Source organism: Actinocorallia libanotica, assembly GCF_039525175.1.
GTDB lineage: Bacteria > Actinomycetota > Actinomycetes > Streptosporangiales > Streptosporangiaceae > Actinocorallia > Actinocorallia libanotica.
This window is the reverse complement of record NZ_BAAAHH010000021.1, coordinates 84,472-99,511: the sequence shown is the minus strand read 5'-3', so window position 1 is coordinate 99,511 and position 15,040 is coordinate 84,472. Positions and strand designations below refer to the sequence as shown.

Here is a 15,040-nt window from a genome sequence, read left to right as displayed (position 1 = left end):
TCCAGCGGGTCCTCCACGCGGAGCGGTTCCCGTGAAGCCGTGCGGGTCAGTGGTCGCGGAGGAGGGTGCCCGCGCCGGGGACGCGGTCGTCGAGGCCGTGGTCGCGCAGGGCGTGCCAGAGGGTGGCGGCGTTGATGGCGATGACGGGTTTGCCGAGCTCCTCTTCCAGGCGGGAGGCCAGGGAGACGAAGGAGAGATTGGTGCCGACCTGGACGATGGCCTCGACGTCGGGGGCGTCCAGGGCGGCGACGACGTCGCGGAGGCGGTCGTCGGGGACGCGGGCGATGTCCATGGCGGTCGGGCAGCGCAGACCGGTGACGGCGGCGACGTCGAAGCCCGCTTCGGTGAAGAAGCGGCCGACCTCCTTGTCGGCGATCGGCTGGTAGGGGGAGAAGACCGCGACGCGGCGGAGGCCGAGCTCGTGCAGCGCGGCGCGGCAGGCGCTCGCGCCCGTGGTGACGGGCAGGCCGGTGCGCTCGCGCAGCCGCTGTTCGAAGGCCGCGTTGCCCTCGACGCCGCCCCAGAACGTCTCCGCGGACATGCCCATCACCATGCGGTCGGGCTCGGCGGTGAGGACGTCGCGGACGGCCGTGTCGATCGACGCCCGGATCTGGCCGAGCAGCGCCTGGAAGTCCGCGTCGTCGCCCATGACCGGGTTCGGGATGTGCATCGATCCGGCGCGGTAGGCGACGCCGGGTATCCCGGCCGTCCAGTAGTCGTGCTCGACGACGGTGTTCGTGCTGGGCACGATCACTCCGAAGACGGCGCGGGGCCCCACGGCGTTCGTCATGTTCTCTCCAGTTGCGCGATGATGTCGTCGGCGGTCCGGTGCGCCCGGGCGCGGTCGGCGGGCCGGTCGAGGAGCAGGGCGTCCAGGAGCAGCGGCGAGATGATCGCCGCGACGGCGTCCTCGGCGGCCGGGGCCGGGACGCCGGCGGCGCGCAGGACGTGGTGGAAGGGCGCGAGCAGGTCGGCGACGTAGCGGTGCCGCAGTTCGGCGGCCGTGGGGTCGGCCGCCGCCGCGGTGACGAGGGCGCGCAGGAACACGCCGACGGGCTTGTCGCGCAGCCTGTCGCACAGCAGGTCGACCTCGGCGTGCAGGTCGGTTCCCCAGTCCCCGCCGGAGCGCCGCGGGGGGTGCGGCGCCACCGCGATGAGGTCCTCGAGGACGGCGCGCGGGGTGGGCCAGTGCCGGTAGACGGTCGAGCGGGACACTCCCGTGACGGTGTGCAGCCGCTGGGGGGTCAGCGCGGCGGCGCCTTCGGCGAGGACCAGGTCGAGCGCGGCGTTGAGCACGGCCTCCCGTGTTTCGGCGGCCGGTCCCGCCGGACGTCCGGGTCGTGTCACGGGATTGACGATACATCTTGTACTGGTTTTTGGTCGGCGCTCCAGGTGACCGGGGCGCCGACGTGACTCCTTCGAAGTCGCCGCCTAGCGGCCGATTCCGTCCAGTTCGGCGAGGTCCTCGGCGGAGAGGGGGAGGCCCGCGCCGGCGGCGTTCTCGCGGAGGTGCGCCACTGACGAGGTGCCGGGGATGAGCAGGATGTTCGGTGATCGCCGCAGCAGCCAGGCCAAGGCGACCGACATCGGCGTCGCGTTGAGCCGGGAGGCCACGGCGGAGAGCGCCGAGGACTGCAGCGGGGTGAAGCCGCCGAGCGGGAAGAAGGGCACGTAGGCGATGCCCTCGCGGGCGAGTTCGTCGATCAGCTCGTCGTCCTGGCGGTGGGCGAGGTTGTACATGTTCTGCACGCAGACGATCGGCGCGATCGTGCGTGCCTCGGCGACCTGTTCCGCCGTCGCGTTGCTCACGCCGAGGTGCCGGATCAGGCCCTGCCGCTGGAGTTCGACGAGGGCCTCGAAGGGCTCGGCGAGGGAGCCGGACTGCGGGCCCTGGGCGTCGCCGATCCGGAGGTTGACCACGTCGAGCGCGTCGAGGCCGAGGTCCTGCAGGTTCTCGTGGACGGCGCGGCGCAGTTCCTCAGGGCGCCGGGCCGGAGGCCAACCACCCTGCTCATCGCGGACGGCGCCGACCTTGGTCACGATGTGCAGCGCGTCGGGATAGGGGTGCAGCGCTTCACGGATCAACCGGTTGGTGACACGTGGGCCGTAGGCGCCGGCGGTGTCGATGTGGGTGATCCCGAGTTCGGCGGCCTCGCGCAGGACGGCGAGCGCGCCGTCATGGTCGGCGGGCGGGCCCATGACGTTGGGGCCGGCGAGTTGCATGGCGCCGTAGCCGAAGCGGGTGACGGTCAGATCGCCCAGGGTCCAGGTGCCACCGGGAAGGGGAACGGAAGGTGCGCTCATATCTCTGTCCTTCATGGATGTGCTGGTAGGGGTGCCTTTTCGGCGTTGTTCGCCAACATAGGTATGTTGCTCTCCAACGGGAAGTAGGCACCTGAAAGTGCGTAAGGCACCCAGGGGTGGGAGGAGCGATCGATGGCCATGACGGCGGACCGGAGACGAGCGCAGGCCAAGGTGGAGTACGACGCCTTCCTGGCGGTCTGCCCGAGCCGCAAGCTGCTCGAACGGATCTCCGGCAAATGGGTCGCGCTGATCCTGGCCGCACTGGGCGGCGGCGGCTCGCCCCGGCCGGACGCCGACTGCGCCGGTGAGCCCCGGTCGATGCGCTACTCGGAGCTGTCGCGCCTGCTGGTCGGCGTCAGCCAGAAAATGCTCACGCAGACGCTGCGCTCCCTGGAACGCGACGGCCTCGTCACCCGCACCGTGACGCCCACCGTCCCCGTCACGGTCTCCTACGAGCTGACCGAGCTCGGCCTCTCCCTGCACCACATGATGCGCGGCCTCAAGACCTGGGCCGAGACGCACATGGACGACGTGCTCACTCACCGCGCGGCGTACGACGACGACCGCACCGGCTGAACGCCGGACGCGGCGCCCCGGTCAGGGGAGGGGCGTCGAGGCGTTCAGCCGGCGGGGCGGCCGGTGCCGTCCAGGGCGAGGGCGTGGGCCAGGTCGCGCAGGCACTCTTCGAAGACGGGTTCGAGGTCGGTGTAGGCGAAGTCCAGTTGGTGGAGGACTTCCATGCACAGCAGGCCGTACAGGCGGATCCAGCAGGACAGGAAGACGTGTGCGGCCGCGGGCGGCAGCAGGCCGTCGATGGAGGCGGAGTAGGCGGTCAGCTGCTCGCGCTGGGAGGCGGGCATGGCGTCCGTGTCGGGCACGGGGAACGGGTGGGTCCGCCAGAGCTCGGCGGTCAGGTCCAGCAGGATCTGTTCGAAGCGCTGCGCGGCCCGGTGGCGCACGGAGTCCGGTCGCCGGTCCGGGGGGCTGATCGGGCTGGCGAAGATCCAGCCGAACTCGGCGGGGTGGGCGACGGCCCAGGCGCGCATGGCGCGGCAGGCGGCCAGGATGCGCTCACCGGCGGGTGCGTCGGCACGGGCGTCGCGGGCCTGTTCCATGGCGGCGGCCAGTTCGCGGAAGAAGCCGGCGGTCACCGCGCCGACCAGCTCGTCGTGGCCGGCGTAGTAGTGGTACAGGGCGGGGCCGCTCATGCCGACCTGCCTGGCGACCGCGTTGATGGTCACCGCGGCCGTCCCCTGTTCGACCAGGAGCCTGCGCGCGGCCGCGTGGATCTCCTCCAGGGTGGCCTGGCGCAGCTTCTCCCGCCTGCTGGGCGTGCGTGCGGTCATCCTCGCCCCTCTCCTCGCGTCGCTTCACGGCCGTTGACATCCTAGAGTATCTATGTTTCCTTAATGGCTCTAAGTAAATTTAGAGCCATTAAGGAGATTTGGCATGCCGCGCAATCCGCTCACCGCGGTCTTCGGCAAGTACGCCATGGAGGCGAGGATCACCGTCGCCGAGCAGGTCACCCCCGCCATGCGGCGTATCCGGCTGGAGACCGACGAGCCCGTCGCGTTCCCCTACACGCCCGGCCAGCACGTCAGGATCCAGTTGAAGGACCCGCTGTCGGTGTCGGGCATCCTGCGCCCGGCCGAGACGCTGCGCACCTACACGATCTGGGACTTCGAGCGACAGGCCCTGGAACTGCGGATCCACCTGTACGAAGGCGACGGCATCGGCCTGGAGTGGGCGCGCACGGCCCGCCCCGGTGACCGGGTGACCTTCTGGTGGCCGCAAGGCGACTTCTTCACCCGCGAAGCGGACTTCCACGTGTTCATCGGCGAGGAGACCGCCAGCGCCGCCTTCGGCCCGATGATCCGGGCTCTGGGCGCTTCAGCCGAGGTGTACGGGGTCCTGGAAGGCGAAGCTCCCGAGCACGACCTGCCCGTCCCGGCACCCCGCCCCCTGACGCGCGTCCACCGCCACGGCGCGCAGGCCGCCTCCTCAGGAGTGCTGCTCGCGGCCGTCGCCGAACTCGACCTGCCGACCGGCTCCGGAGCCGCCTACGTGGCGGGCGAGGCCAGGACCTGCCAGATGGTCCGCGACTTCCTGGTCCGCGAACGCTCCTGGCCCCGCACCTCCATCAAGGTCAAGCCGTTCTGGACCCCCGGCAAGCGCGGCCTGCACTGACCCGGCACACCACGACCCGCGGGGAACACGACCGGCTCGGGTCAGTAGACGCGGATACCGCCGTGGTCGGCGGCTCGGGCGCCGAGCTCGGCCAGGTCGCGGACGTTGCCGAGGAGGCCGTCGGAGACTCCGTCCACGAAGTTGCGGTACTCGGAGACGATGTATTCACCCTCGCGGCCGCCGAGCAGGCGGGCGATCTCGCGGCATTCCTCGGGCGTGACGATCCACTCGTCGTTGGATTCGAATTTGTGCATCTGGATGACGCTCTCGCCTTCCGCCAGGGAGATCGCCAAGCGGAGCGTCTCGCGCACGTCCACCATCTCGCTGCCCGTGATGGACAGATTGTGCCCGCTGTCGTCCGCGCACCTGAACGCGTATCCCATCACGCCCCCCTTCGTCGGTGCGGCGATTCTTCCGAGGCCGGGGCCCCGGTCTCCAGGGACCGGGGTCCTGTTCCGGCCCGGGCCGCCGGGGCGTCCGGGTAAGGCCGTCAAAGGCGCAGTCCGAGGGGTGCCGCTCCCACGAGGCCGCCGTCGATGACGAGGTCCTGGCCCGTGATGTACGACGCGTCTTCCGAGGCCAGGAAGGCGACGGCGGCGGCGACGTCGTCCGGGTGGCCGAGCGAGCCGAGCGGCACCTCCGCCAGGATGCGGTCCTGCGCGTCGGGGTCGATGGCGGACCGGTACATCTCGGTCGCGATGTAGCCGGGGCTGACGGAGTTGACGCGGATGCCGCGGGGCGCGAGATCGGTGCCGAACGTGCGGGCGAGATTGTGCACGGCCGCTTTACCGGCCGCGTAGAGCGAGGCCACCGGGAGGCCGCGGTGCAGGGTCCAGGAGGCGTTGATGACGACGGCGCCTCCGTCGCCCATCAGCGGCAGCGCCTTCTGGATCGTGAAGAACACCCCCTTGAAGTTGATGCCGACGGTGCGGTCGAAGTCCTCCGGGGTGAACTCCGACTTGAAGTCCGCGATGCCGGCATTGGCGAAGACGACGTCGAGAGCGCCGCGCCAGGTCTCGACGCGCCGCACGAGGAGATCGAGGTCGGCGTCGACGCTGACGTCCGCGCGGACGGGCAGGACCCGCTCGGAGCCCAGGCGTTCCGCCGCGGCGTCGAGGCGGGCCTGGTCGCGGCCGGTGATGACGACGTACGCGCCCTCGTCGAGGAGCCTGCGCGCGGTCGCGAACCCGATGCCGCTCGTGCCGCCGGTGATCAGAGCCGTTCTGTTCGTGAATCGCTTCATGACGACGATCATCGAGCGGCGCCAGCCTGCGCGGCAGTGTCGGCCGAACCTGGGTCTGACACCACTATCAAGCGCTCCAGCAGGGCCTCCGTTCCCGTCCCGGGCATGGGGACGTGCAGCGACAGGCGGTGGCCGGGCAGCTCGGGCAGCGGCAGGACGGTGGCCTCGAAGGTCAGCGTCCCCAGGCCGGGGACCTCCAGGGCCTTGGTGCCATGGGTGGGGCCGCCGACGGGGAGCTCCGCCCAGATCTCGGCGAAGGCGGGGCTCGCGGCGCACATGTCCGCGGCCAGGCGGCCGAACGCGGGATCGTCCGGGTAGCGGGCGGCGTCCGCCCGGAACATGCCGACCATCGCCCGCGCCGCGTCGTGCCAGTCCACGACCGCCGCGCGGTAGCGGGCGTTGGTGAAGAAGCTGACCAGGCAGTTGTGGTCGTACTCGTTGCACTGGAACACGATCTCCGCCGCGCGGTTGAGGGCGAGGACGTTCCAGTGCCGGTCGATGACGTACGCGGGTCGCGGCAGCCAGCCCTCCAGCAGCCGCCGCACGGCATCGGGGACCCGCCCTTCGGAAGGCGCCGCCCGTGGCGGATTGAGGCCGGCGAGGAGATACAGGTGCTCGCGCTCGGCGGGCTCCAGGCGCAGCACCCTGGCGACGGCGTCCAGGACGTCGGCGGAGACGTTGATGTCGCGCCCCTGCTCCAGCCAGGTGTACCAGGACACTCCCACGCCGGCGAGCACGGCCACCTCCTCCCGCCGCAGCCCGGGCGTACGACGGCCTTGGCCGGCCGGCATGCCCACGTCGGCGGGCGTCACCCGGGCCCGCCGCGACCGGAGGAACGCGCGCATCTCGGAGCCGCGCCGCCGCCGCGCATCCGCGGGAAGTCGGGAAACGTCCACTTGATCATGCTATGTCGCGATCCACGAACCTCGCCTGGTGCGCCCGGCGGCGGGGGATCACCCCGCGTCCCGAGGGTGACGTCGCGGATCGGCCAGCCTTCACGGTGCGGGGCCTGTTGAACTGATCACGCAGCGACAGGATCCTCACAGGACGGAATTCATGATCTCGACGAGCACCGCCACCGCGCATCCCCCTGGCAGAGCCGGGCGACCCCTCCGGTCTCCGTCGTCCGGATGGCCGGCCGTGGTCACGGTGACGCTGGGCATCTTCTCGATCGTCACCACCGAGATCCTGCCGATCGGCCTGCTCACCGGGATCGGTGCCGGTTTCGCCGTCTCCGACGGGATGGCGGGGCTGATGATGACCATGCCCGGGTTCCTGGCGGCGGTCTCCGCGCCGCTGGTCACCGTGGCGACCACGCGTATCGACCGCCGTCTGATGCTGTGCGTGTTCATGCTCCTGCTCGCCATGGCGAACCTTCTGGCCGCCGTGGCATCGGACTACTGGCTCGTCCTGCTCTCCCGCGTCGTCGTCGGCGTCGTCATCGGCGGCTTCTGGTCGATCGGCGCCGGACTGGCCGAACGCCTGGTACCCGCCGAGTCGGTCGGCCGCGCCACAGCGGTGATCTTCTCCGCGGTGCCGCTGGGTTCGGTGCTCGGTGTGCCGGCCGGCACCTTCATCGGCGACCTGGCCGGCTGGCGCACGGCTTTCGTCGTCCTGGGCGTTCTCGCGTTCGGCGTCCTGTTCATGCTGCTCCTGGTGATGCCGCCGCTGCCGCCGGTCCAGGCGACCCGCCTGAGCGTGCTGCGCGGCATGCTCCGGAGCGTCGACACGCGTTTCGCGCTGCTGCTGACCTTCCTGGTCGTGCTGGCGCACTTCGGGGCCTACACCTACGTGGCTCCGTTCCTCGAACAGGTCACCGACGCCGGTCCCCGGCTGATCACCGTCTTCCTGCTGGTCTACGGTGCCGCGGGGATCATCGGCAACTTCTCGGGCGGGGCGCTGGTGGCGCGGCGTCCCCGGGCGGCCTTCGGTCTCGCCGCGGGCCTGATCGCGGCGGCCACGCTGCTACTGCCGGTCCTGGGACGCTGGGAGGTCGGGGCCGCCGCCCTGCTGGTCGTCTGGGGAGCGGCGTACGGTGCCGTCCCCGTCGCCTCCCAGACGTGGTTCGCCAAGGCGGCACCCGGCTCCCGCGAGGCGGCCTCGGTGCTGTTCACCGCTTCCTTCCAGGCGACGATCTCGCTCGGAGCGCTGGCCGGAGGCCTCGTGGTGGACCGCACCTCGCCGTCGGCGGTCATGGCCCTCGGCGGCGGCACCGCCATGCTCGCGGTCATGGCCGTATGGGTTCACTTCGCCCGGCGTCCGACCTGGCCGGCCGGCACCTGAACGCAGAAGGGGACGCGGGGCTCGGAACGGTCGCTTGAAGTGCCGTGATGACGTCATGGGTGATCGGGCGGTCGCCCGCGGACCAGAGGTGCTGCGCGGCGTAGCCGCGCCACGGTCGCCAGTCGGCGGCACGGTGGATCAGAGCCGCGGGAGCGGTCGGCAGGGAGAGCTCGCCGGCCGCCCGTCTGATGCCGGGGTCCGTGGCGGGAAAGGCGTCCGGATCACCCAGCGCGCGCAACGCGATGGTCTCCACCGTCCCCGGTTCCACACCGGGAAGGCTCTCCAGTTCGGTGCGGGCGTCTCGCCAGTCGCTGCCCGCGCCTAGATCGATGTCTCCCGAGGCCAGAGAGCCGATCAATGCGAAGACGGAGGCCCTGTGTTCCTGCGGCAGCGCCAGGGCGGCCGGATTGAGGCCGGCCAAGGCAGCCGGAGCGGGGAAGACATGGGTGAGCCCTCCGCCGGAATCGGTGACGGGAACGCCGTGGGCGGCCACCAGACGTGCGGCGTGCGTGCGCGCGGCCGCCATGGAGGCCTGCTGCCCGAGCAGCGCCCGGATGGAGAACTCCTCGCCGTCGACGGTCTGCGGGATGCGGAGGCCGGGTTTTCCGCGGACCAGCGGACCCATGACCGGGTCACGCCCCAGCAGCTCGTCGATCGCCACCGGATCGGCGTCCAGGTCCAACAGGCGGCGGCAGCGGTTGATGGCGGTGGTCAGATCGCGCAGGTCGGACAGAGCCAGCGTGCACTGGATATACGAGGCATCGGCGGGCCGAAGCTCGGCGACACCGTGTCCGTGCGGCAGGCGCAGAGTGCGCCGATAGGCACCCGAACGCCACTCCTCCACGCCCGGTACCGAGGAGGCGACCAGGTGCCCGAACAGGTCGTCCGGGCACAAGGGGGCGCGGAACGGCAGCCGTAGGGAGACCACACCGGTCACATCCGCCGCGCGGCCGCGGCTGCGCAGACCGGTAGGGGACAGGCCGAACACCGCGCGCACGGTGTCGTTGAAAGCACGGACAGAGGAGAAGCCCGACATGAAGGCCACATCCGCCATGGGCAGCGCGGTGGTCTCGATGAGCAGCCGGGCGGCCTGGGCGCGCTGGGCCCGGGCCAGCGCGGCGGGCCCGGCGCCGACCTCGACCCGCAACTGGCGTTCGATCTGGCGCAGGGAGTACCCCAGCCGGGCCGCCAGCCCGGCCGTGCCCTCCCTGTCGACGATCCCGTCTTTGATCAACCGCATGGCGCGGGCGGCCAGGTCCGCCCGCTCGTTCCATTCGGGGGAGCCCGGAACCGCGTCGGGCCGGCACCGCTTGCAGGCCCGGAACCCGGCCTGCTGGGCGGCCGCCGCACTGGGATAGAAGCTCATGTTCTCCGGCTTGGGCGCCATCACGGGGCAACTGGGCCGGCAGTAGATCCCGGTCGTCAGCACCGCGGTGAAGAACCACCCGTCGAACCGGGTGTCCCTGGACCGCACCGCCCGGACGCACCGCTCCACGTCTTCATGCATGCGCCCAGCATGCCCCGGCCCTCAGGACCGGACTGGCGGTCCCGCGACATCACCCTGCCGCGACGGCCGGTCCGGCGCCGTCACCAGGGCACGACACCGGCGTCCTCGAAGAACCCTCCGGTGGGGCCGCCGTCGGGCAGGGTGGCCAGGCGGATGGCGGTCGCCGCCCCTTCCTGGGGGCTGCGCACACCGCGGAAGCCGTTGAGGTCGGTGGCGACGAACCCCGGACAGGCGCAGTTGATGAGGATGTCCGTGTCGGCCAGTTCCCGCGCGTACTGCAGGGTGACCGCGTTCAGGAACGACTTCGAAGGCGCGTAGGCCACGGCCACCGGGCCGGTGGTGGTCTCGCCGCCCACGCCGGATTGGCGGGTCAAAGAGCCGACGCTGCTGGACATGTTCACGATCCGCGGCGACGCCGCACGGCGCAGCAGCGGCAGCATGGCGTTGGTGACCCGGATGACACCGATGACGTTGGTCTCCACGACCGTGCGGATGACGGCGGGGTCGACGGTGCTCGGCTGCTGCGGCCCGCCTCCGGTGATGGCGGCGTTGTTGACCAGGGCGTCCAGATGCCCGACGCGTTCGGCGATCAGGTCCGCGGCCGCGGTGACGCTGTGCTCATCGGTGACGTCCAGCGGGACACCGAAGGCGTCGACGCCGGCCTCGACCAGTCCGGCCACCGCCTCGTCGCGCCGGGCCCGGTCACGCGCGCCGATCCCGACGCTGTAGCCCAGCGCGCCCAGACCCGCCGCGATCTGGTAGCCGATTCCCTTGTTCGCCCCGGTGACCAGGGCGGTTTTGGTCGTGTTCATGCCTTCCATGATGGGGATCGGCTCGTGGAGGCGTCCAACACCGCTCGGGTCATGAGCGATACCGCACGGGTATCGATGGGAGTCGCCCCTTGAGTAGCCTGTCCGGGTGGAGTCACGCGAGCTGCGCTATTTCGTCGCCGTCGCCGAAGAGCTGCACTTCGGCCGGGCGGCGCAACGGCTGGGCATCGCCCAGCCGCCGCTGTCACGGGCGATCCTCCAGCTCGAACGCCGCTTGGGCGCCGCGTTGCTGCGGCGCACCAGCCGCTCGGTGACCCTGACCGAAGCCGGCGAGGTCCTGCTGCGGGAAGGCCGCACGGCCCTGGACGCGCTGGAAGCCGCCGAGCACCGCGCTCAACGCGCGGCCCGTGCCGCCGCCGGTCGCCCCGCCCTCGTCCTGGCCGCCAAGGCCGGCGCCTCCAGCGAGCTGCTGGCGAAGCTGCTCCACGCCTACGCCGCCGAGCCCGGATCGATCCACGTCGACGTGATGCTCTGCAGACCCGGTGCGCAGGAGCGACTCCTGCGCAACGGGCAGGCCGACGTGGCCGTCCTCCACCGGCCGTTCGACGAGACGACGGGCTTCGACACCGAGGAGATCCTCACCGAAGGACAGGTCGCGGTCCTGCCCGCCGCGCACACGCTCGCCACCCGCAAGACCCTGCACCTGAAGGACCTGGCCGACGCGGAGGACCTCCCCACCCCCCGCTGGCCCGGCCCCGACGGCACCTACCCCGCCGGCCCCGGCCCCGAGGTACAGAGCCACACACAGCTCCTGCAACTCGTCTCCCTCGGCCGCGCCTTGATGGTGGCACCCGACTCCTGCCGCTCCCAACTACGCGACGACGTGGTCGCCGTCCCGGTCATGGACGCCCCGAAGGTCACCACGGTCATCGCCTGGCCCCCGCACAGCCGCTCACAAGCCGTCGCCACTCTCGTACGAACGGCACTCCGCCTTTGACCATCAGGGAAACCGCTGAAACGAACGGGGGAAACTCAGTTCCAGGCCCCCATGATCTTGTGGCAAGATCGCGGGATGCTGCGACTCACCGACTTCATCATCGACTGCCCGGACACGATGGAGCTGGCGGCCTTCTACTCCGCGGTGACGGGCCGCCCGGTCAAGGAAGGCAGCGACGAGGACTGGGCCGGCATCAAGTTCGGCGAGATCGAGCTGGCCTTCATCCGGGTGGACGACTACCGCGCTCCGCAGTGGCCCGACAGCGAGCACCCCAAGCAGTTCCACCTCGACTTCGAAGTGGACGAGATCGAGCCCGAGCAGCGCCGCATCCTCGCCCTCGGCGCGACGCTCCAGCAGGATTTCATCAACCCCGAAGGCTACGGCTGGCGGGTCTACACCGACCCCATCGGCCACCCCTTCTGCCTGTGCCGCAACAAGGGCGTCACCTGGACCGACCAGGGCCCGATCTGGCCCAAGCGCTAGACGCTCCCGCTCGTACCCAGGGCTTCAGTCCAGGCGGCCCTTGCGGCGCCGCTCTTCGTGGGTCGCCTCTCGGTACGCGTCCAGTGAGCCGTAGTCGTAGCCGGTCTTGTCGAAGACCGCTCGCACCCATCGGATCTGGTGATCGCTGGAGGCCTTCCAGAGGTAATCCAGGGTCAGCAGGGTGCTCCTGCGCCGTTTTCCACGGCCACTGACGGCGAAATCCCAACCATGCTCATGGCCCAGAGCCGGCCCGTCGGTCCCATCTCTGGGATCACCCCGGATCTCCCGAATCCGGAGAGCTCTGCCGGAGGCACTGCCTTGCGCCTATGGATGTTCCTGCCTGCGGTCGCCCGGTCGTGATCCCGCTATGGCGGCGGGCCGCGCCCGAGTCCCCGACCGCCTGCTGGACGCCCTCGACGTGAACGTGAACGCGCTTCGACGCGGCCGGCGCGCTCGTGGACCACGTCCTCGGCGTTATGGACCGGACGGCCTTCCTGGACAATGCCGCCGCGCGATGGGCGCTGATCGATCCCAGCCGGTAGCTCGATCCTGGGCTAGGCCGGTCGTCGTCGTACGGCCTCGGCGATGACCGATGTCACGAACTTGTCGACGGATTCCGTGGTCGGCGGGCCGGGGTCGCGGTCCGCGAAGAGGAGATGCCCGCCGCCGACCAAGGAGAGGGTGAGTGAGTCGATGTCGGCGTCGGCCGCGATACGGCCCAGTTCGCGCTCGTCGGCCAGATAGGCGGAGATCGCGGTCGTGGCCTGGGCGAGGATCGCGATGCCGCCTCCGGGCATGGCCTGCCGCAGCCGTGCGCGCAGCTCGTCCCGGAAGGTGATGAGCGGGATGATCGCCACCGGGATCGGCCCGAACAGGGTGGTCAGGGCGCTGGTGAGGTTGTCGGCCACCGTGCCGGTGCCGGCGGAGGCGCGCAGCGCACTCGCCTGCGTCTCGAGTTGCGCGGCCCGGTTGAGCACCAGTTCGGCGAGGAAGGCGTCGAAGTCGGGGAAGTGCCGGTGCAGGACGCCTTTCGCGCAGCCCGCCTCGTCGGTGACGGCCCGGCTGGTCAGCCCGTTCGGTCCGTCCCGCAGGAGCACTCGCTCGGCGGCGTCGAACAGTTGTCGCCGCGCATCGCGAAGGTGCACGCCAGTCGGCACTCGCCACTCCTCCCATGTGTCGCCCCGTCGGCACCCGTTGCCTTAGTGGGCGCACGCCCACTAAGGTGGGCGCATGCCCACAATAGCGCAGGAGCAGCCAGAACCGTCCCCGGGGGAGCCGCAGAAGGCCCGAGGAATGGCCGAGTCGTTCGGCGTGGACGCGCAACGCTACGACCAGGCCCGGCCCGGCTATCCCGATGAGCTGGTGGCGCGGATCGTCGCCGGAAGCCCCGGGGCCGACGTGCTCGACGTCGGCTGCGGTACCGGCATCGCGGCCCGCCAGTTCCAGGCCGCCGGCTGCACCGTGCTCGGCGTCGAGCCCGATGCGCGGATGGCGGACTTCGCACGATCCCATGGCCTGCAGGTCGAGGTGGCGACCTTCGAAGCCTGGCAGCCGGCCGGCCGGACGTTCGACGCGGTCATCGCCGCACAGTCATGGCACTGGGTGGAACCGGTCACCGGTGCCGTGAAAGCGGCACGTGTGCTGCGCCCAGAGGGACGGCTGGCGATCTTCGGGCATGTGTACGAGCCACCCGCCGAGGTGGCCGAACCGTTCGCCGCCGCCTACCGGCGGGCGGCGCCCGACTCCCCGCTCAGCGGCCAACCGCCCCGACGCCCCCTCGACCTCTACCGGGCGGCATACGCGAAGCTCGCCGACCAGATCCACGAGACCGGTCAGTTCAACGATCCCGAACAGTGGCGATTCGACTGGAAGCAGTCCTACACACGCGATCAATGGCTGGACCTGCTCCCCACCACCGGCGGCCTCACCCAACTGCGCCCCGATCAACTGACCGAGATCCTGGACGCGGTCGGCAGCGCCATCGACTCCCTGGGCGGACACTTCACGATGAACTACACCACCCTGGCCGTGACCGCCGCCCGCCCCGGCTGAGCTCCCCCCACAACACGGGAACATCAGGAGATGCGTTGTGATCCCTGAACTTGGGAGATCCCGACGTTCTTGGACGGGGAACCTGCCGGGGGTGCAGGGGGGCGGAACCCTCTTGCCGGGGTTCGGGGGCTCGGCCCCCGATGGGCACGGCCCCGAGCTGAGCGAGGGACCACGCCGTCGGGGAGGGACGGCGCCTGCGAGGGCCTGGGCGCTGGGTGGAGTACCGGGAAAACGAAAAGAGCCGGGACCTCAGGCCTCGGCTCTTCGTGATCTTGCTGTATCCCCAATGGGATTCGAACCCGTGCTACCGCCTTGAAAGGGAGAGAACGATCTTTCTTCTTGCCTGGCAAGACGCTGACCTGCGGATTCTCGGGTTCTCTTCCCGTGAGTGACCGTGGTTGACCGCGGCTCGCCTTCCGTTCGGGCACGCAACGGGCACGCGTCCGAGTCGTCTGTCGTCGTGTGGTGACCTGGTTCGGCTACCGGGGCCCTGCTGATGGTCGGGGAGATAGATTGGTCGGCATGACTCCTCAGCCTCTGGAGCCGGTGGAACCGCGTGATCCGGGTGAGGATCCGGCTGCGATCTTCGACGCCCTTCCGCTGTCACATCGCGCCCAGTTCCGTGCGGAGTATGACGAGGCTTTGGATGCGGCTCATGATCTGGCCCGCTTCAAGCAGGTGCAGGCGTTGCTGCGTCAGTGGCGTCTACGGGCGATCGCCTACGCACGGCCAGGCTATGAAGAGGCTGTCCAGGATGCCGTTGAGGGCCGGACAGAGATGTTCACGCGCTACGCCCCGCCGGAGTGGAAAGGCCGGGTGTGAGCTACAAGTTCGACGGTTTCCACGGGCGGGCTCTGTATGAGCTGAACGGCCTGCCGGAGGAGGTCCGTGACGGCCCGCTGCTGGAGCGTCTGATCGAACTTCTTCACTCTCCCTGGGACGCGGTCGCAGAACGCCCCGGTCAGTCCGTGGTGAGGCACGCCTTCTTCGGCGAGACCGGTCAAGGGATGCTGACGTTCATCCTCGACGAGGAGACACAGACCTTGCGCATCATCGACATCCTCTGGGTCGGCTGATCTCGTTCCACCTGAGCGGATGAGTACAGGACCGAAGACGTCGTCACGGAGCAGTAGAGGCGCTCGCCTTCAGGCTGGTCGTGCTGAGAAGCCCGTAGCGGCGGGCGGGGGCGGGACACAAAGGTAAGAAGCTCTTCA

At 70.5% G+C, this 15,040-nt stretch carries 18 protein-coding genes; 8 read left to right on the top strand and 10 right to left on the bottom strand.

All coding sequences use genetic code 11. From position 1 onward, the window contains the following. Positions 1-46 precede the first annotated feature (46 nt). The 3 genes from ABD140_RS23840 to ABD140_RS23830 all read right to left on the bottom strand — a co-directional run bounded on the left by ABD140_RS23840 (position 47) and on the right by ABD140_RS23830 (position 2,304). Positions 47-790, bottom strand: a complete 744-nt coding sequence (locus ABD140_RS23840) for a maleate cis-trans isomerase family protein (protein WP_344243171.1) — start codon at positions 788-790, stop codon at positions 47-49. Further along, positions 787-1,347 (bottom strand): TetR/AcrR family transcriptional regulator, encoded by a 561-nt coding sequence (locus ABD140_RS23835; RefSeq protein WP_344243169.1) that lies wholly within the window; start codon positions 1,345-1,347, stop codon positions 787-789. The genes ABD140_RS23840 and ABD140_RS23835 overlap by 4 nt, the downstream gene beginning before the upstream one ends. 84 nt (positions 1,348-1,431) lie before the next feature. Then, entirely contained in the window at positions 1,432-2,304 is an 873-nt protein-coding gene (locus ABD140_RS23830; RefSeq protein WP_344243168.1) for an aldo/keto reductase family oxidoreductase, read from the bottom strand. Between the two features lie 132 nt (positions 2,305-2,436). Between ABD140_RS23830 and ABD140_RS23825 the strand changes: the two genes are divergently transcribed. Next, entirely contained in the window at positions 2,437-2,880 is a 444-nt protein-coding gene (locus tag ABD140_RS23825) for a winged helix-turn-helix transcriptional regulator (protein ID WP_344243167.1), read from the top strand. A 44-nt stretch (positions 2,881-2,924) separates the two neighbouring features. Here the strand turns inward: ABD140_RS23825 and ABD140_RS23820 are convergent, their stop codons facing one another. Then, positions 2,925-3,650, bottom strand: coding sequence for a TetR/AcrR family transcriptional regulator (locus ABD140_RS23820; protein ID WP_344243166.1), 726 nt, complete (start codon positions 3,648-3,650; stop codon positions 2,925-2,927). Positions 3,651-3,753: 103 nt separating this feature from the next. On the opposite strand from ABD140_RS23820, the gene ABD140_RS23815 reads away from it, so the two are divergent. After that, positions 3,754-4,491, top strand: coding sequence for a siderophore-interacting protein (locus ABD140_RS23815; protein WP_344243165.1), 738 nt, complete (start codon positions 3,754-3,756; stop codon positions 4,489-4,491). Positions 4,492-4,532: 41 nt separating this feature from the next. Here the strand turns inward: ABD140_RS23815 and ABD140_RS23810 are convergent, their stop codons facing one another. The 3 genes from ABD140_RS23810 to ABD140_RS23800 all read right to left on the bottom strand — a co-directional run bounded on the left by ABD140_RS23810 (position 4,533) and on the right by ABD140_RS23800 (position 6,630). After that, entirely contained in the window at positions 4,533-4,874 is a 342-nt protein-coding gene (locus ABD140_RS23810) for a hypothetical protein (protein WP_344243164.1), read from the bottom strand. 107 nt (positions 4,875-4,981) lie between these two features. After that, a complete protein-coding gene (locus ABD140_RS23805) occupies positions 4,982-5,734 on the bottom strand; it encodes an SDR family NAD(P)-dependent oxidoreductase (RefSeq protein ID WP_344243163.1) in 753 nt (250 codons plus the stop codon). Between the two features lie 8 nt (positions 5,735-5,742). Then, entirely contained in the window at positions 5,743-6,630 is an 888-nt protein-coding gene (locus ABD140_RS23800) for a helix-turn-helix transcriptional regulator (protein WP_344243162.1), read from the bottom strand. A gap of 244 nt (positions 6,631-6,874) precedes the next feature. Here ABD140_RS23800 and ABD140_RS23795 point away from each other — a divergent pair, with 244 nt between their 5' ends. Beyond that, a complete protein-coding gene (locus tag ABD140_RS23795; protein WP_344243161.1) occupies positions 6,875-8,017 on the top strand; it encodes an MFS transporter in 1,143 nt (380 codons plus the stop codon). Here the strand turns inward: ABD140_RS23795 and ABD140_RS23790 are convergent. Further along, entirely contained in the window at positions 7,962-9,524 is a 1,563-nt protein-coding gene (locus ABD140_RS23790) for an AlkA N-terminal domain-containing protein (RefSeq protein ID WP_344243160.1), read from the bottom strand. The genes ABD140_RS23795 and ABD140_RS23790 overlap by 56 nt on opposite strands. An 80-nt stretch (positions 9,525-9,604) precedes the next feature. Next, positions 9,605-10,336, bottom strand: coding sequence for an SDR family oxidoreductase (locus ABD140_RS23785; RefSeq protein ID WP_425544144.1), 732 nt, complete (start codon positions 10,334-10,336; stop codon positions 9,605-9,607). 106 nt (positions 10,337-10,442) lie between these two features. On the opposite strand from ABD140_RS23785, the gene ABD140_RS23780 reads away from it, so the two are divergent. Both ABD140_RS23780 and ABD140_RS23775 read left to right on the top strand, forming a co-directional pair. Next, positions 10,443-11,291: a LysR family transcriptional regulator gene (locus ABD140_RS23780; protein ID WP_344243158.1), complete on the top strand. Its 849-nt coding sequence runs from the start codon at positions 10,443-10,445 to the stop codon at positions 11,289-11,291. A 75-nt stretch (positions 11,292-11,366) separates the two neighbouring features. Further along, positions 11,367-11,774 (top strand): VOC family protein, encoded by a 408-nt coding sequence (locus ABD140_RS23775; RefSeq protein ID WP_344243157.1) that lies wholly within the window; start codon positions 11,367-11,369, stop codon positions 11,772-11,774. Positions 11,775-12,328: 554 nt separating this feature from the next. Here ABD140_RS23775 and ABD140_RS23770 read toward each other — a convergent pair. Next, positions 12,329-12,931 (bottom strand): TetR/AcrR family transcriptional regulator, encoded by a 603-nt coding sequence (locus ABD140_RS23770; RefSeq protein WP_344243156.1) that lies wholly within the window; start codon positions 12,929-12,931, stop codon positions 12,329-12,331. Between the two features lie 73 nt (positions 12,932-13,004). On the opposite strand from ABD140_RS23770, the gene ABD140_RS23765 reads away from it, so the two are divergent. The 3 genes from ABD140_RS23765 (at position 13,005) to ABD140_RS23755 (ending at position 14,902) form a co-directional block, all read left to right on the top strand. Further along, complete coding sequence (locus ABD140_RS23765) at positions 13,005-13,826, top strand: class I SAM-dependent methyltransferase (RefSeq protein WP_344243155.1); 822 nt, start codon at positions 13,005-13,007, stop codon at positions 13,824-13,826. A 522-nt stretch (positions 13,827-14,348) separates the two neighbouring features. After that, positions 14,349-14,648, top strand: a complete 300-nt coding sequence (locus ABD140_RS23760) for a DUF6247 family protein (protein WP_344243154.1) — start codon at positions 14,349-14,351, stop codon at positions 14,646-14,648. Further along, positions 14,645-14,902, top strand: a complete 258-nt coding sequence (locus ABD140_RS23755; RefSeq protein WP_344243153.1) for a hypothetical protein — start codon at positions 14,645-14,647, stop codon at positions 14,900-14,902. The genes ABD140_RS23760 and ABD140_RS23755 overlap by 4 nt, the downstream gene beginning before the upstream one ends. Positions 14,903-15,040: the final 138 nt, after the last annotated feature.

What these genes read in the sequence shown, in the direction of transcription:
- ABD140_RS23810 (WP_344243164.1), bottom strand. Translation starts at nt 4,874, where the DNA reads ATGGGATACGCGTTCAGGTGCGCGGACGACAGCGGGCACAATCTGTCC.
- ABD140_RS23790 (WP_344243160.1), bottom strand. Translation starts at nt 9,524, where the DNA reads ATGCATGAAGACGTGGAGCGGTGCGTCCGGGCGGTGCGGTCCAGGGAC.
- ABD140_RS23815 (WP_344243165.1), top strand. Translation starts at nt 3,754, where the DNA reads ATGCCGCGCAATCCGCTCACCGCGGTCTTCGGCAAGTACGCCATGGAG.
- ABD140_RS23760 (WP_344243154.1), top strand. Translation starts at nt 14,349, where the DNA reads ATGACTCCTCAGCCTCTGGAGCCGGTGGAACCGCGTGATCCGGGTGAG.
- ABD140_RS23825 (WP_344243167.1), top strand. Translation starts at nt 2,437, where the DNA reads ATGGCCATGACGGCGGACCGGAGACGAGCGCAGGCCAAGGTGGAGTAC.
- ABD140_RS23820 (WP_344243166.1), bottom strand. Translation starts at nt 3,650, where the DNA reads ATGACCGCACGCACGCCCAGCAGGCGGGAGAAGCTGCGCCAGGCCACC.
- ABD140_RS23840 (WP_344243171.1), bottom strand. Translation starts at nt 790, where the DNA reads ATGACGAACGCCGTGGGGCCCCGCGCCGTCTTCGGAGTGATCGTGCCC.
- ABD140_RS23765 (WP_344243155.1), top strand. Translation starts at nt 13,005, where the DNA reads ATGCCCACAATAGCGCAGGAGCAGCCAGAACCGTCCCCGGGGGAGCCG.
- ABD140_RS23775 (WP_344243157.1), top strand. Translation starts at nt 11,367, where the DNA reads ATGCTGCGACTCACCGACTTCATCATCGACTGCCCGGACACGATGGAG.
- ABD140_RS23785 (WP_425544144.1), bottom strand. Translation starts at nt 10,336, where the DNA reads ATGAACACGACCAAAACCGCCCTGGTCACCGGGGCGAACAAGGGAATC.
- ABD140_RS23805 (WP_344243163.1), bottom strand. Translation starts at nt 5,734, where the DNA reads ATGAAGCGATTCACGAACAGAACGGCTCTGATCACCGGCGGCACGAGC.
- ABD140_RS23830 (WP_344243168.1), bottom strand. Translation starts at nt 2,304, where the DNA reads ATGAGCGCACCTTCCGTTCCCCTTCCCGGTGGCACCTGGACCCTGGGC.